Consider the following 14,399-nt stretch of genomic DNA (forward strand, 5'->3'; position numbering starts at 1 on the left):
CCTTGCCCGTCTCAGATCACGCCCAGCTTGCTGGCCTCGTAGACCACTTCCGCGCGGCTGCCCGCCTCCGTCTTTCGCATGATGTTGCGCACATGGAACTTCACCGTGGTCTCGGATATGTACAGCTCCGCGCCGATCGCCCGGTTGCTCAGCCCGTGGGCGAGCAGCCGCACCACCTTGAGCTCCCGTTCGGTGAACTTCGGCCGGTCCGGCTGCACGCGCATCGACCGCACCATCGCCGCCGCCGCGTGCGAGTCGAAGGCACTCTCGTTACGGGCGACCGCGCGGATGGAGCGCAGCAGCTCGGTGGTGTCCACGTCCTTGACGACGTATCCGCGCGCACCGTGCTGGATCGCCTCCACCACCAGGGAGTCGTCGAGGAACGTGGTGAGCACCAGCACCGCCAGGCCCGGGTGCCGCTGGGTGAGCCGGGCGCACAGGTCCAGGCCCTCGGTGTCGGCGGCCGTGGACAGTTTCAGGTCGAGCAGCACGATCGACGGGCCGGTCCGCTCGATGACGGCTGCCGCCTCGGTGGCCGTGCTCGCCTCCCCGACCACCTCCAGGTCGTCCTCTCGCTCCAGAATCGTCCTCAGGCCCTGCCGGACGATCGCGTGGTCGTCCACCAGGACGATCCGCTGGACCTGTGTGGGCACCGTGGCTCGCTGTTCAGTGGTCATCCACTGCCTCCTGAGAATGGTTCGCCGGCAGCGGGATGTCGACCCGCAGCAGCACGCCGCCCATGCCCGACCGGCGGATGGACAGTCTGCCGCCGAGCTGCTCCGCTCTGGCGACCATGTTCGCCAGTCCCCGGTGCCGGCCGGCCAGATCGGTGGCCCTGGACAGCCGCAGCGCCCGGCGCAGTTGGGCCGGATCGCCGCAGCCGTCGTCGGACACGGTCAGCACGAGGGCCTCGGACAGATACCGCAGCCGCACCCGGGCCCGCCCGGCCTTGCCGTGCGTGGCGGAGTTGAACAGGGCCTCTCCGGTCATCCGCAGGACCGACTGCTCCGCCTCCGGCGGCAACGGCACCGGGGTGCCCGTCACCTGTACCCGCACATCGAGATCCGTGGTCAGATGGACCGTCGACAGGTGCTCCAGCATCACCGGGAGGGGCCCGGTGGGCTCCTGCGACGTGTGCTGGAGGGCGTAGATCGCGGCGCGCAGCCGCTCCACGGCCTGCCGGTTGAGGTCTTTGGCGCCGACCAGCCGCTCGGCGATGTCCGCGGCCGGTCCGCCCAGCGCCTCCAGCTCCGCCCGGCACACCTCGACGGTCATCCCCGCGCTGAGGACGTACTGGGAGACGCTGTCGTGCAGTTCGCGGGCGATGCGGCGCCGCTCGTCGTCGAGCGCCTGTCGTTGCAGCACGTCCAGCAGCCGTGCCTGTGTCTCGGCCAGCTCGGCGCTGCGCGCGGCCAGGTCCCGGGCCTGCCTCTCGGCCGCCTCGGACAACTCCTCCGCCCGCCCCCGCAGGGTGGTCGCCGCGTGGAACAGAAAGGTGTGGTGCAGCGCCACCGCGGCCTGGTTGGCCAGCACCCGCAGGATCGCCAGATCGGTGTCGGCCACCTCGACACCGGGGCCGGGCACCGCCGCGATCCCGCCGACCGGCTCGTCGTCGAGGGTCATCGGCGCACGTACCCAGTCCCGGCCCCGGTCCGGTGTGCCGGCCTCCCAGGGGCGGCTGCGCAGCACGACCAGATGCTCCCGCACCTCGGCGGGCATCCGGGTCTCGTTGTCGATCAGCACGTCGTCGGCGTAGAGCAGGAACCGCGGGCGGGCCGCGCGCAACGCCCCGTCCGCGACCGCCAGCAGCAGCCAGCGGGCCTGCAGGTGCTCGGCCGCCGTCCGTACGACCGCCTCGACCAGGGCACGCGGGCCCTCCGCGGTGCGCACCAGGGCCCGGGAGATCCCGTCGAGCGCCTCCACCGTCCGCTCCAGCCGCTCGGCCGAGCGGACGTACGCCGGGTAGAACGACCGCTTACCGGACCGCAGTCCGGTGAGCACCCCCAGGTCGGCGTCCTGGGAGGACCTTTCGGGGAGGCTCACTCGGATCGCCTCACAGGGCTTCGCGGAACAGTTGCTCGACGTCCCGCAGGCCGACATCCCGGGGATTGGTGGCCATGCAGGCGTCCTTCAACGTGGTGCGGGCCAGCACGGGCACGTCGCCTCCGGCGACCCCCAGGCTCGCCAGACTCTTCGGAACGCCGAGGTCGTCCGCGAGCGCGCGCACCAGGTCCGCGAGCTGCCCGGCCACCTCGCGCGGGGGAACACCGGCGGTCGGCAGGCCGGCCGCCGCGCCCAGCGCCACGAACCGTTCCGGCCACGCCTCGGCGTTGAACCGGATGACATGGGGCAGCAGGACGCCGTTGACCACGCCGTGCGGGGCGTCCAGCAGTCCGCCGACCTGGTGGCTCATGGCATGGGTCGCGCCCAGGATCGCGTTGGTGAAGGCCATGCCGGCCTCCAGGGCGGCCTGGGCCATGGCCAGCCGGGCGGCGACGTTCTTCGGCTGTACCTGGGTCCGTATCAGGTTGCCGGTGATCAGCTTCACCGCGTAGAGGGCGTGGTTGTCCGTCAGGGGGTTGTGCGCCCGGGACACGAACGCCTCGATGGCGTGGGTCAGGGCGTCCAGACCGGTCGCCGCGTTGAGCCACTCCGGCATGGTGGTCAGCAGACGCGGATCGATCACCGAGATGTCCGGAACCAGCGTGCGGCTGACGATACTGATCTTGATGTGCTGGGTGGTGTCGGTGACGATGGCGAACTGTGACACGTCCGCCCCGGTGCCGGACGTGGACGGCACCATCACGGTCGGCGGGATGGGCTGCACGACCTGGTCCACACCCGCGTAGTCGAGAATGTGCCCGCCGTTGCCGGACAGGATGGCCACGCCCTTGGCGGCATCGATGACCGAGCCACCGCCCACCCCGACGATCACGTCGCAGCCGCTCTCCGCATACCGCTCGAAGGCGGCCTGGACCTCGTGGTCCTTGGGGTTGGGAGTGAGGCCGGACCAGACGACGGGCCGCAAGCCCACCCGCCGCAGATGTCCGACCGCCTCGTCCGTCCAGCCGGCCTCGATCAGTCCGGGGTCGGTGACCAGAAACGGGCGGCGGCTGCCGAGACGCTGCGTACAGTGCCCCAGCTCAGCGAGCGATCCGGGCCCGAATACGATCTCGGGAACGTGGAACTTGGCCAGCCGGGTGGTCCGGGGCGCCACATCGGTGTTCGTCTCCTGGGGCCCCAGCAGCTCACCGTGGCGCTCGGCCGTGCTCCAATCGGCGCTGCAATCACTGTTGCCGACCCTCACAGCGCTGGACGCGAGCGACATACTGCCTCCCAGGGACGCTCCAACCCCAACGCAGACTCCATGTGAACCCTAACACTCGACGGCCCCATAACACTCTCGTCGGACAAGAAGGCCAAGGTAGGCGCGGCTGTCCGGGCAGGGCACCTGTCCGTCGGCACAGGGAAAACCGTCCGACCGGAGAGGTGCGCCGACGGAGTTCTCGCGGAGAATATGCCGACAGTCCCCGTTCGACGACAGGGGAAACACCCATGTCACACCGCAGTGACCTCCGGCAGCGCCGGGCCGCGCTGGAGAGCGAGTGGTCCCGCCTGGTACCGCGGCTGAGGACCGCCGGGCCGGCGCCGGGCGGCGCCGACGCGTTGCGCCATGAGGTGACCGAGTCCTGGGCGCGCTCGCTCAGCAGCGTGGACCCCGGCCGTGACAGCGCCCCGGTCACCGACGGCGGCACGGTGGCGCACCGTTGGGCCAACTCGCCGCTGCGCGAGCCGGTCCACGATCTCGCCGACGAACTGCGCGGTGTCGCCGACGACGCCGGGTTCGTCACCGCGGTCACCGACGAGTCCGGCACCATCCTGTGGACATGCGGCGGCCGGACCATGCGCCACCGGGCCGAGCGTGTCAACTTCGCGCCCGGCGGATGGTGGCACGAGCAGGCCATGGGTACGAACGCGCTCTCCCTCGCCCTGCGCACCGGTCGTCCCAGCTCCGTCTTCTCCGCCGAACACCTGGTGACGGCCCTGCACGGCTGGGTCTGCTACTGCGCCCCCGTCCACGGGCCGGACGGTCGCGTCCTCGGTGTTCTGGACATGTCCACCACATGGGACCGCTCGAACCCCCTGGCCATGTCCACCGTGCGCTCGCTGGTGTCCGCCATCGAGGCCCGGCTCCACGCCGAGCCGCCCCGCCGGACCCACGGCACTCCGGACCAGGTACGCCTGACCTGCCTGGGTGCGGAGCAGGCCCGGTGTGATGGCCGGCCCCTTCGGGTGCGGCCCAGGCAGTTGGAGATCCTGACCCTGCTCGCCCTCGAACCGGACGGATTCCCGCCGGAGCGGCTGCGCGAGGCCCTGTACGGTGAGCGACCCGTCAGCGCCTCCACGTTCAAGGCGGAGATCTCCCACCTGCGCCGGGCCCTCGGAGGCGGCATCGCCACCCGCCGCTACGCGCTGACCACGCCCGTGTCCTGCGATGCCGTGGACGTGTTGCGCGCCCTGGAGAACGGTGACGTGGAGACCGCTCTGCGCCTCTACCGCGGCCCGCTGCTTCCGCGCTCGGCGGCGCCGGGTATCGAGGAGTGGCGTACGCACCTGGAAGTGGCCGTACGAGAGGCGGTGCTGGCGAGCACCCGCCCGGAGCACGCCCTGCGCTACGGCGAGCGTGCCCCGTACGACGCGGAGGTGCACGAGCACGCGCTGCGCATGCTCGGCCGGGGTGACACACGCCGCGCGATCGCGGCCGGGCGGCTGAGCACGGCGCTGCGCGACTGATCCGCGGCGCCTGCCGCCGGCCGGGGCTCGCGTCCGGCTCGGTCACCGGTGATCGTATGCGGCGGTCGGCGGCGCGGTCACCGCGGTGAGCCGCGCAACCAGCGTGCCGGGACGGCCGTGCCAACCTCGTGCCAACCCCCGGGGGCCACAGTGAGCGCCGGCGCGGGCGGCGCGGGCCGTTCGCACCACCACACTCGCACCCACCTCCGAGGAGAGCCGCCATGGTGTACGCGCAGCCGGGAACAGCGGGCAGCATCGTCGACTTCGCCCGCCGCTACGACAACTTCATCGGAGGAGACTGGGTCGCTCCCGTGGAGGGCCGCTACTTCGAGAACCCGTCGCCGGTGGACGGCAAGGTCTTCTGCGAGGTCGCCCGTTCCTCGGCCGCCGATGTCGAACTCGCGCTGGACGCCGCCCACGCCGCGGCCGACCGCTGGGGCCGTACCTCCGTCGCCGAGCGGGCCGGCGTCCTCAACCGGATCGCGGACCGCATCGAAGAGAACCTGGAGAAGATCGCCGTTGCCGAGACCTGGGAGAACGGCAAGCCCGTCCGGGAGACCCTGAACGTCGACATCCCACTCGCCGCCGATCATTTCCGCTACTTCGCGGGCGTGGTGCGCGGCCAGGAGGGCACCGTCGGCCAAATCGACGAGGACACCGTCGCCTACCACTTTCACGAGCCCCTCGGCGTGGTCGGACAGATCATCCCGTGGAACTTCCCGATCCTGATGGCGGCGTGGAAACTCGCCCCCGCCCTGGCGGCCGGCAACTGCGTGGTGATCAAGCCGGCCGAGCAGACCCCGGTCAGCCTGCTGAAGGTCATCGAGCTGATCGCCGACCTGCTTCCGCCGGGCGTGGTCAACGTGGTCAACGGCTTCGGCGTCGAGGCCGGCAAGCCGCTCGCCTCCAGCCCGCGGATCGCCAAGATCGCCTTCACCGGTGAGACCACCACCGGCCGGCTGATCATGCAGTACGCGTCCGAGAACATCATCCCGGTCACCCTGGAACTGGGCGGCAAGAGCCCGAACATCTTCCTGCCCGACGTGCTGGCCGCCGACGACAGCTATCTGGACAAGGCCGTCGAGGGCTTCGTGATGTTCGCGGTGAACCAGGGCGAGGTATGCACCTGCCCTTCCCGGGCCCTGATCGCCTCCTCCATCTACGACGAGTTCATGTCCCGCGCTCTGGAGCGCACCAAGGCCATCAAGGGCGGTGACCCGCTCGATCCGCAAACCATGATCGGCGCCCAGGCCAGCAACGACCAGTTCGAGAAGATCCTGTCCTACATCGACATCGGCAAGAAGGAGGGGGCCGAACTCCTCACCGGCGGCACGCCGCGCAGCGTGCCCGGCCTGGAGGGCGGCTTCTACGTCGAGCCGACCGTCTTCAGGGGCACCAACGACATGCGGATCTTCCAGGAGGAGATCTTCGGCCCGGTGGTCTCGGTCACCACCTTCGACTCCCCCGAAGAGGCCATCAAGATCGCCAACGACACGCTCTACGGCCTCGGTGCCGGCGTCTGGTCCCGCAACGGCAACCACGCCTACCGCCTCGGCCGTGAGATCAAGGCCGGCCGGGTGTGGACCAACTGCTACCACGCCTACCCGGCCCACGCGGCCTTCGGCGGCTACAAGGGCTCCGGTATCGGCCGCGAGACCCACAAGATGATGCTCGACCACTACCAGCAGACCAAGAACCTCCTGGTCAGTTACTCGGAGCGGAAGCTCGGCCTGTTCTGATGGGCACCCGGGTGACGCGAGTGGCCCTGACCGATGCCGCCCAGACCTTGGTGCGGCTCCTGACCGCACGTCACGGCCCGTTGATGTTCCACCAGTCCGGCGGCTGCTGTGACGGCAGCGCCCCCATGTGCTACCCGCGCGGCGAGTTCCGGGTCGGCGCCGCGGACGTCCTGCTGGGCGAGGTCGCCGGGGACACACCGTTCTGGATGAGCGCCGATCAGTACGCCTACTGGCGGCACACCCACCTCACCATCGACGTGGTGCCCGGCCGGGGCAGCGGCTTCTCCCTCGAAGCCCCCGAGGGCGTGCGCTTCCTGCTCCGGTCCCGGGTCCTCACCGACGAGGAATGGGAACGCGTCCTGGCGGAGCCGCCCCTGCCGACCGGGGCGGACATCGCGGGGTGACCCGGCGGGGCGGCGCGCCGGGGGCACACCGAGGGCGCGACGGCCACCGCGCCGGCACAGGGGGTGGTGGCAGCGGGGCCGGGCACCTGCCAACGGCGTCACCTGGTGTCCGGCCCCTCGCCCGTGCTTCGGCACCAGGGTCTCCCCCTCCGAAAGGAGGGGTGGCTGGTGCCCCGACGCCTAGCTACGGAGCGCGCCCGCCCCGCATAGCGTGGGAGGCAGCGATCAGGCCACGCACGCCATATCGCTTCCAGCCTGTCCCAGGACCGATCATGAACACTTCCCTCCTCCCCGTGACCATCACCGGTCCCCGCGGACGCGAACACTGGTCCACCGGGGATCGCGCCGCCAGGCCCCACCCGGCGGTCCGGCCCGCTTCCCCGCCCGCCGGCTTCGGTGAGCAGGCACCGCCGGCCCCTGTTACCGGCGGCTCCCGCGCCACCTCCGGTGGCCGGGCCGTCCTGGCGCTGCCCGCCGAGATCTCATGGGTGCCGGTGGCGCGCCACTGCGTCCGGGCGATCCTGGCCCAGTGGCGGCTGCCCGCCGACGACCGGGAAGCCGCGGAACTCATCGTCGCCGAACTCGCCGCGAACGCCGCTCAGCACGGCCGCCGCGAGATGACCGTCCACCTGTGTGTGCTCCCCGGGGTGCTGCGGATCTCCGTAACCGACTCCGGCGCCCCGGCCGGCTCGTCCCGTCCCCGGGCCGCCGACCTGGAGGAGCACGGCCGGGGGATGGCCATCGTCGGGTGCCTGGCCCATGAGGTCCGCGTTGACCAGTGGCCTCTCGGCCGGCGCGTCGACGTGGTCCTCCACTCGTCGGTCCCCGAACCGGTTCCCGCCGGCGTGTGAGGCGGGAGGCGAGGTACGGAGTGGCGCACACGGGTCGCCTCGCGGGCGACCGAGGCGCGTGGGCTACGGCGTCACCGTGGAGACGACGTACACCTTCGGATGCGCTGGGTTATCGCGGTTGACCGTGATCGCCAGCTCGGGCTGGGGCTCCTTCTGTTTGAAGACCATTCCTGACCAGTCCTGTCCGGAGCCCAGCCGCCAGCCGACCTTTTCGGCCTGCTTGACGCCGATGGTCACCTCACCGTCCCGCAGGGCGGACGGCTCGGTGCCGATCCGGTCCAGGAACCGGCCGAGGCCGTCGCGGGAGGTGATGAACTGCACATACAGCCGGCTGGTGTCCCAGGAGTTGGTCTCGTAGAAGGCCACGTCCGCCGAGTAGGCCGGGATCGGTACGTCGTAGATGCGCCGCTGCACCCTGGTGGGCCAGCCCTCGGTGAGCCCCTTGGCCGACGCCGCCTCCGCCTTGTCCTCACCGCCGTTGCGGCTCTGGATGGCGGAGATCACCAGATAGCCCGCCGGGATCGTGATCAGCAGGAAGATCGCCAGGGCCTTGAGCCAGCGGCGGGGCGCACGTCCCCCCGCGCCGCCGGCCGGTCCGGGGCGCTCGGCGGCGCCGCTGCCGCGGTCCGGCGGGACGGCGCCCGGCGCGGGGCGCTGCTCGGCGGCGGTCATTCGCGGCCTGCCTGGCTGCGCGGCGCCAGCCGCAGCGGGGAGGAGGACCCGGCGCGCTCGTACCGCTCGACGCGGCGGCGGTTGGCGCGGCGGAAGCGGCGGGCGACGAGCCGGGCGAGGTCGGCGGCGCCGACCATCCCGGCCTCCGGGCCGAGCTGCGCCTTGACGATCCGGGCCTCCGGGCGGTAGCCGCGGCCGGTGAGGGTGCGCCGGAAGGCGTCCCGGGCGGGGCCGATCAGCAGGTCGTCGGCGGCGCTGACGCCGCCGCCGATGACGAAGCAGGAGGGGTCGAGGGCGGCGGCCAGGTTGGCGATGCCGACGCCGAGCCACTGGCCGATGTCCTGGAGCAGTTCGACGCACATGGCGTCGCCCTGCCGGGCCAGCTCGGTGATCAGCGGTCCGGTGATCTCCTGGATGTTGCCGCCGACCCGGTCGGTGATCCCGTACGCCACCGGCGATTCGGCGGCGGCCAGTTCGCGCGCCTCGCGGACCAGGGCGTTGCCGGAGCTGTACTGCTCCCAGCAGCCGCGGTTGCCGCAGGGGCAGCGGTGCCCGGCCGGGACGACCTGCATATGGCCGAACTCCCCCGCGACCCCGTACTTGCCCCGCTTGACCTGGCCGTCCTCCAGGATCGCACCGCCGATCCCGGTGCCCAGGGTGATCATGACCAGATGGTCCTCGCCGCGTCCGGCGCCGAACCGCCACTCCGCCCACGCGGCGGCGTTGGCGTCGTTGTCCACCATGACCGGGACGGCGAGCCGCGCCGCGAGCCGGTCGCGCAGCGGCTCGTTGCGCCAGGACAGATGCGGCGCGAACAGCACGCGGTTGCGGTCGGCGTCCACCCAGCCCGCGGCGCCGATGCCCACGGCGTGCACATCGTGCCGGTCGGAGAGGTCCAGGACCAGTTCGGTGATGGTGTCCTCGACGACCTTGGGGCTCTTGGACTTGTCCGGTGTCTCGGCGCGCCGCTTCTCCAGGATGTTGCCGTCGGCGTCGACCACCCCGGCCATCACCTTGGTGCCGCCGATGTCGATACCGACCGTGGGCACCCGGGGCGCGGTGAGGTGCGAGCGGCGCTCGCGGGTGCCCACGGTCCGCAGCACGGTGGCCCGGGCCGAGCCCCGGTGCACTCGTTCGCGGTAGATGCTCATCGGCCGGCCCCCTCGCCGGTGTGGGGGGTGCGGTCGCTGCGGGTGCGTGCTCGCAAGAGTTCGTCGTCCCTGCGGGGGTCTCGGGAGGCCGGGGCCTCGGGTGCGTCGGTCGTGGCGGGTGTGGCCCGCCGTGCGATTGTGCCTCACCCGTGCCTCACGCCGCATGGCGAGCCTACGGCGCCCGGCCCGCGGGGAGACACCGGACGCGGCCGCGGACCCGGCCGGTCAGCCCTTGGCGACACCTTCCGACAGGTCGGGGGCGGGGGTGCGGGCCAGCTCGTGGCTGAGCTGTTCCAGCTCGCTGCCGCCCGCCATCTGCCGGGTCAGCTCCTCCAGGGCGATCTCGTCCTTGGCGTGGCTGCCCGCCATGGTGCCGCGCTTGAGCAGCACGAAGCGGTCGCCGACGAGATAGGCGTGGTGCGGGTTGTGGGTGATGAGCACCACGCCGAGGCCCGCGTCCCGGGCGGCCGCGACGTACTTGAGCACCACGCCCGACTGCTTGACGCCCAGCGCGGCGGTCGGCTCGTCCAGGATGAGCACCTTCGCGCCGAAGTGGACCGCGCGGGCGATGGCCACGCACTGGCGCTGACCGCCGGAGAGGGTGCCGATGGGCTGGTCGACATCGCGCAGGTCGATGCCCATGCGCAGCAGTTCCCGGTGGGTCGTGGCGCGCATCGTCTCCACGTCCAGGCGCCGGAGCGGTCCGCGGCCCTTGTGGAGTTCGGAGCCGAGGAAGAAGTTCCGCCACACCGGCATCAGCGGGACCACGGCGAGGTCCTGGTAGACCGTGGCGATACCCCGGTCGAGGGCCTCGCGCGGGGAGCCGAGCCGGGTCTCCTCCCCCTCGATGGTGAAGGTGCCGCCGTCGTGCTGGTGCAGCCCCGCGACGATCTTGATGAGGGTGGACTTGCCCGCGCCGTTGTCCCCGAGGACGCAGGTGATCTCCCCGGCGTGCACCTCGAGGGAGACGCCGTCCAGGGCCTTGACGTTGCCGTAGTACTTGCTGATCTCGCGCAGCGCGACCAGGGCCGTCCGGGACGCCGGGGATGCCTCGGACGCCGGGGACGCCTCGGACACCTGGGATTCCTGGGATTCCTGGGATTCCTGGGATGCCTGGTTCTCGCTCATTTGCTCTCCTCCGCCCGCTTGCGGACCCACCAGTTGAGCAGCGTGGCGAGCAGCAGCATCGCCCCGAGGAAGAACTTGAACCAGTCGGCGCCCCACTGCGCGTACACGATGCCCTTGTTGGTCATGCCGAAGATGAACGCGCCGACGGCCGCGCCGACCGCCGAACCGTAGCCGCCGGTCAGCAGACAGCCGCCGATGACGGCCGCGATGATGTAGAGCAGCTCATTGCCCACGCCCTCGCCGGACTGGACGACGTCGTAGTTGAACAGCAGATGCTGTCCGGAGATCCAGGCGGCCAGCGCGACCCCCATATAGAGGCCGATCTTGGTGCGCTCCACCGGTACGCCGACCGCCCGCGCCGCCTCCTTGGCACCGCCCACCGCGAAGATCCAGTTCCCGGCGCGGGTGCGCAGCAGGATCCAGGTGGCGAGCGCGATCAGGGCGAACCACCACACAACGGTGATCTGCACCTCGACGTCGCCGATGGTCAGATGCGAGGCGAAGACCTTGCGCGCGGAGGGGAAGCCCTCCATGTCGGAGATGCTCTTGGTGGAGACCGTGTCGCTGATCAGCTTGGTGAAGCCCAGGTTGCAGCCCTGGAGGATCAGGAAGGTGCCGAGCGTGATGATGAAGCTCGGCAGGTTGGTACGGACCAGCAGATAGCCGTTGAAGAAGCCGATCGCGAGGGTGGCCAGCAGGGACACCCCGACGCCGACCCAGACATTCGCCGTCATCTGGTACGAGAACATCGAGGAGATCAGCGCCGAGCTGGTCACCAGGACCCCGGTCGACAGGTCGAACTCCCCGCCGATCATCAGCAGCGCGACCGGCACCGCCATGATCCCGATGGTCGAGGAGGCGTACAGCACGGTGCTGAAGCTCGACCACTGGAGGAAGGCGTCGGCGACGACCGAGAAGAAGACGAAGACGGCGACGGCGCCGACGACCGCGCCCAGCTCCGGCCGGCCGGCGAGCCGGCGCGGCAGCGAGCCGCGCACCGGCCGGCCGGCCGTGAGGTCCTCGCCGGCGGGTGGTGCCTGTGCGCTCATCGGGTCCCCCGCTTGGTGTACGCCGCCAGCTCGGCGGCGTCGTCCTTGGTGACGATCTGCGGCCCGGTCAGCACCGGCTTGCCGCCACCGAGCACATCGGCGTTGTAGCGGTTGAGCCACAGCAGGTCCACGGCCTCGTAGCCCTGGAGGTACGGCTGCTGGTCCACGGCGAAGCCGAGGGTGCCGCTCTGGAGCCCGGCGGCGACCTTGGCGTTGAGGTCGAAGGTGTCGATCTCGGCCTTGCTGCCCGCCTGGCCGGCCGCCTTGACGGCGGTGTCCGCGAAGGGCGCGCCGAGGGTGAGCACGGTGTCGATGTCCTTGTCCGACTGGAGCTTGGCCTCGATCGAGGACTGCACATCGGGCATGTTGGTGCCCTCGACGTAGATCTTCTCCAGCTTGCCGTCGAAGGTCTTGGCCGCACCGTCGCAGCGCTGCTCGTGGCCGACGTTGCCCTGTTCGTGGAGCACGCACAGGGCCTTCTTGCGGCCCCGCTTGTTCAGCTCGTCGCCGACGGCCTCGCCCGCGATCGTCTCGTCCTGGCCGACGTGGGTGAGCGCGCCGAACGCCTTGGACTCCTCGGAGCCGGAGTTCACGGTGATCACCGGTATCCCGGCCTTCCGGGCCTTCTTCATCACGGCCTTCATCGCGTCCGGCTTGGCGAGGGTGACGATCAGGCCGTCCACCTTCTGGTCGAGGTAGGACTGGACCAGCTGGGCCTGCTCCTTGCCCTCCTCGTTGTGGGCGTAGAGGAACCGGATGTTGTCCTTGACGGCGGCCTGCTTGGCGCCGCTCTGCACGATGTCCCAGAAGGTGTCACCGTCGCCGGAGTGGGTGACCATGGCGAAGGTCCACTTCGGGGTGTTGACCGCCGCCCGGCCGCCGGCGGCCGCCTCCCGGGCGGCCCGTTCCTCGGCACGCTTGCCGCCCGTACTGCTGCAGCCGGCCAGGGCCGTACCCAGCACCGCCGCGAGCACGGCCGCGGTCATCGCGCGTGCTCCTCTCCGCACCTTCGCCACGAAGACCCGCCCTTCTCACTGTGTGTTCGTCCCGCTGTCACCTTCGCGGCCGGGCACCGCAAGATCGGGCCCGGCCGCCGCCAAGTATCCGTCACCGGTCACCGCCGGGACGTCCCGGGTGGTCGGCGGGTGCCGGCGGGCCGGGTGCGCCGGCCGGCCGCCCTCCGGCGTTCGGGCCGGAGGTGCCGAAGGTGCCGGACTCAGCTGGGTCCGCCTCCCCTCCCGGCCGCCCCATGGCGGCTGGGGGACTTGTAGCCGGGGGCGCGGGCCACGTCAAGCGGGTGGCGGGGACGGCTGCCGCCGTCGCCCGCCCGGCGACGCTTCCGGCCCCGCCCGCTCACGGGGGTCCGGGGCAGCCGCTCAGGGCCGCACCAGCAGCTGGAACTCGAAGGCGTAGCGCGAGGCCCGGTAGGTGTGCGAGCCGAACTCCACCGCCCGGCCGGTGTCGTCGAAGGTCGTACGCTCCATGGTCAGCAGCGGCGCCCCCGCCGGCTCGCCGAGCCGCTCCCCCTCCTCGGCCGTGGCCGCACGGGCGCCGACCGCCTGGCGGGCGCTGTGCAGGGTGATCCCGGCCGCGCGCATCAGCCGGTAGAGCCCGGTGCCCTCCAGCTCGGCGCTGTCCAGCGCGAGCAGGCCCACCGGGAGGTGGTTGCGCAGATGGGCCATGGGCTCGCCGTGCGCCAGCCGCAGCCGCTCGATCAGCGCCACCTCGGCGCCCTCGGCGACGCCGAGCGCGGCGGCGACCTCGGCGGTCGCGGGCTCGGTGGTGTTCCGCAGCACCCGGGTGGCGGGGCGCTGACCGGCCGCCTCCAGATCGTCGTAGAGACTGCTCAGCTCCAGCGGACGCTTGACCTGGCTGTGCACCACCTGGGTGCCCACGCCCCGGCGGCGCACCAGCAGCCCCTTGTCGACCAGTGACTGGATGGCCTGGCGGACGGTGGGGCGGGACAGTCCGAGCCGTCCGGCCAGCTCGATCTCATTGCCGAGCAGGCTCCCGGGCGCCAGCCGCCCCTGCTCGATCGCCGCCTCGAGCTGCTGGGACAGCTGGAAGTACAGCGGGACCGGACTGCTGCGGTCGACACTCAGCTGGAGCGCCTCCGCCCCGCCCGAAGAGTCTTCTTCCTCCATAGCCACGGGCCGAGGGTATCCGGATGAGCACATGACGGGAAGTCGTGAAGTTCTGTTGTCCGGACAAACGACGCGCGGGGGCGCCGGCGCGCGGACGACAACGCTGTCAGCCCCCTCGGCGGCCGACCCGGCGGCTCGCGTCCCCGCGCGGCGCGGCGGCCCGCGTCCCTGGACGACGGACGGCTCGCGTCCCTGGACAGCGCGGCGGCCCGCGTCCCAGGACGACGGACGGCCCGCGCCCCTGGACAGCGCGGCGGCCCGCGCCCCTGGACAGCTCGGCGGCCCGCGTCCCAGGACGACGGACGGCTCGCGTCCCCGCGCGGCGCGGCGGCGGAGTCGGTGGTCCCGCCGCCGTACGGGGTGCGGAGTGCGGCCGTCCCNGGAGGCGGCCACTGACCCGGGAAACGTGTCGGCCGGGGCCCGGCGACGTCGTCGTTGGTCGTCCTGTTCCGTCCGGGTGGGTCGAC

General features: G+C 71.7%; 13 protein-coding genes. 4 read left to right on the top strand and 9 right to left on the bottom strand.

The window, feature by feature from the left end; translation table 11 throughout:
* Window positions 1-11: 11 nt before the first annotated feature.
* The 3 genes from AXW62_RS19820 to AXW62_RS19830 are packed head-to-tail and all read right to left on the bottom strand — an operon-like array spanning window position 12 to window position 3,328.
* Entirely contained in the window at window positions 12-677 is a 666-nt protein-coding gene (locus AXW62_RS19820) for a MadR family response regulator transcription factor (protein WP_060945704.1), read from the bottom strand.
* Window positions 667-2,043, bottom strand: a complete 1,377-nt coding sequence (locus tag AXW62_RS19825) for a MadS family sensor histidine kinase (protein WP_060945705.1) — start codon at window positions 2,041-2,043, stop codon at window positions 667-669. The genes AXW62_RS19820 and AXW62_RS19825 overlap by 11 nt, the downstream gene beginning before the upstream one ends.
* A gap of 10 nt (window positions 2,044-2,053) precedes the next feature.
* Window positions 2,054-3,328, bottom strand: a complete 1,275-nt coding sequence (locus AXW62_RS19830) for an iron-containing alcohol dehydrogenase (RefSeq protein ID WP_060945706.1) — start codon at window positions 3,326-3,328, stop codon at window positions 2,054-2,056.
* Window positions 3,329-3,555: 227 nt separating this feature from the next.
* On the opposite strand from AXW62_RS19830, the gene AXW62_RS19835 reads away from it, so the two are divergent.
* From AXW62_RS19835 to AXW62_RS41160, 4 genes are all read left to right on the top strand, one after another.
* Complete coding sequence (locus tag AXW62_RS19835; protein WP_060945707.1) at window positions 3,556-4,794, top strand: helix-turn-helix domain-containing protein; 1,239 nt, start codon at window positions 3,556-3,558, stop codon at window positions 4,792-4,794.
* A 221-nt stretch (window positions 4,795-5,015) separates the two neighbouring features.
* On the top strand, window positions 5,016-6,533 hold the full coding sequence (gene exaC, locus AXW62_RS19840) for an acetaldehyde dehydrogenase ExaC (protein ID WP_060945708.1): 1,518 nt from the start codon (window positions 5,016-5,018) through the stop codon (window positions 6,531-6,533).
* Complete coding sequence (locus AXW62_RS19845; protein WP_060945709.1) at window positions 6,533-6,937, top strand: DUF779 domain-containing protein; 405 nt, start codon at window positions 6,533-6,535, stop codon at window positions 6,935-6,937. The genes exaC and AXW62_RS19845 overlap by 1 nt, the downstream gene beginning before the upstream one ends.
* A 272-nt stretch (window positions 6,938-7,209) precedes the next feature.
* Window positions 7,210-7,788, top strand: a complete 579-nt coding sequence (locus tag AXW62_RS41160; protein ID WP_079115699.1) for an ATP-binding protein — start codon at window positions 7,210-7,212, stop codon at window positions 7,786-7,788.
* A 63-nt stretch (window positions 7,789-7,851) separates the two neighbouring features.
* On the opposite strand, the gene AXW62_RS19855 is transcribed toward AXW62_RS41160, so the two are convergent.
* The 6 genes from AXW62_RS19855 to AXW62_RS19880 form a co-directional block, all read right to left on the bottom strand.
* Entirely contained in the window at window positions 7,852-8,460 is a 609-nt protein-coding gene (locus AXW62_RS19855; protein WP_060945710.1) for a hypothetical protein, read from the bottom strand.
* Window positions 8,457-9,611 carry an ROK family glucokinase gene (locus tag AXW62_RS19860; RefSeq protein WP_060945711.1) on the bottom strand — a complete coding sequence of 385 codons (1,155 nt, stop codon included), beginning with the start codon at window positions 9,609-9,611 and terminating at the stop codon, window positions 8,457-8,459. The genes AXW62_RS19855 and AXW62_RS19860 overlap by 4 nt, the downstream gene beginning before the upstream one ends.
* A gap of 225 nt (window positions 9,612-9,836) precedes the next feature.
* The gene (locus tag AXW62_RS19865) at window positions 9,837-10,739 is read right to left on the bottom strand and encodes an ATP-binding cassette domain-containing protein (protein WP_244503351.1); all 903 of its coding nucleotides are present in this window, start codon (window positions 10,737-10,739) and stop codon (window positions 9,837-9,839) included.
* A complete protein-coding gene (locus AXW62_RS19870) occupies window positions 10,736-11,788 on the bottom strand; it encodes an ABC transporter permease (protein WP_030832754.1) in 1,053 nt (350 codons plus the stop codon). Before AXW62_RS19870 ends, AXW62_RS19865 begins: the two co-directional genes overlap by 4 nt.
* Complete coding sequence (locus AXW62_RS19875) at window positions 11,785-12,774, bottom strand: sugar ABC transporter substrate-binding protein (protein WP_030832757.1); 990 nt, start codon at window positions 12,772-12,774, stop codon at window positions 11,785-11,787. Before AXW62_RS19875 ends, AXW62_RS19870 begins: the two co-directional genes overlap by 4 nt.
* Before the next feature lie 390 nt (window positions 12,775-13,164).
* Window positions 13,165-13,932 carry a GntR family transcriptional regulator gene (locus AXW62_RS19880; protein ID WP_030832759.1) on the bottom strand — a complete coding sequence of 256 codons (768 nt, stop codon included), beginning with the start codon at window positions 13,930-13,932 and terminating at the stop codon, window positions 13,165-13,167.
* Window positions 13,933-14,399 lie beyond the last annotated feature (467 nt).

The sequence above is a fragment of the Streptomyces hygroscopicus subsp. hygroscopicus genome (genome assembly GCF_001553455.1).
GTDB lineage: Bacteria > Actinomycetota > Actinomycetes > Streptomycetales > Streptomycetaceae > Streptomyces > Streptomyces hygroscopicus.

Bases quoted from the DNA above. Each gene is read 5' to 3' on its own strand.
- AXW62_RS19845 (WP_060945709.1), top strand. From the start codon at position 6,533: ATGGGCACCCGGGTGACGCGAGTGGCCCTGACCGATGCCGCCCAGACC.
- AXW62_RS19835 (WP_060945707.1), top strand. From the start codon at position 3,556: ATGTCACACCGCAGTGACCTCCGGCAGCGCCGGGCCGCGCTGGAGAGC.
- AXW62_RS19860 (WP_060945711.1), bottom strand. From the start codon at position 9,611: ATGAGCATCTACCGCGAACGAGTGCACCGGGGCTCGGCCCGGGCCACC.
- AXW62_RS19880 (WP_030832759.1), bottom strand. From the start codon at position 13,932: ATGGAGGAAGAAGACTCTTCGGGCGGGGCGGAGGCGCTCCAGCTGAGT.
- AXW62_RS19870 (WP_030832754.1), bottom strand. From the start codon at position 11,788: ATGAGCGCACAGGCACCACCCGCCGGCGAGGACCTCACGGCCGGCCGG.
- AXW62_RS19855 (WP_060945710.1), bottom strand. From the start codon at position 8,460: ATGACCGCCGCCGAGCAGCGCCCCGCGCCGGGCGCCGTCCCGCCGGAC.
- AXW62_RS19820 (WP_060945704.1), bottom strand. From the start codon at position 677: ATGACCACTGAACAGCGAGCCACGGTGCCCACACAGGTCCAGCGGATC.
- AXW62_RS19830 (WP_060945706.1), bottom strand. From the start codon at position 3,328: ATGTCGCTCGCGTCCAGCGCTGTGAGGGTCGGCAACAGTGATTGCAGC.
- AXW62_RS19875 (WP_030832757.1), bottom strand. From the start codon at position 12,774: ATGACCGCGGCCGTGCTCGCGGCGGTGCTGGGTACGGCCCTGGCCGGC.
- AXW62_RS19865 (WP_244503351.1), bottom strand. From the start codon at position 10,739: ATGAGCGAGAACCAGGCATCCCAGGAATCCCAGGAATCCCAGGAATCC.
- exaC (WP_060945708.1), top strand. From the start codon at position 5,016: ATGGTGTACGCGCAGCCGGGAACAGCGGGCAGCATCGTCGACTTCGCC.
- AXW62_RS41160 (WP_079115699.1), top strand. From the start codon at position 7,210: ATGAACACTTCCCTCCTCCCCGTGACCATCACCGGTCCCCGCGGACGC.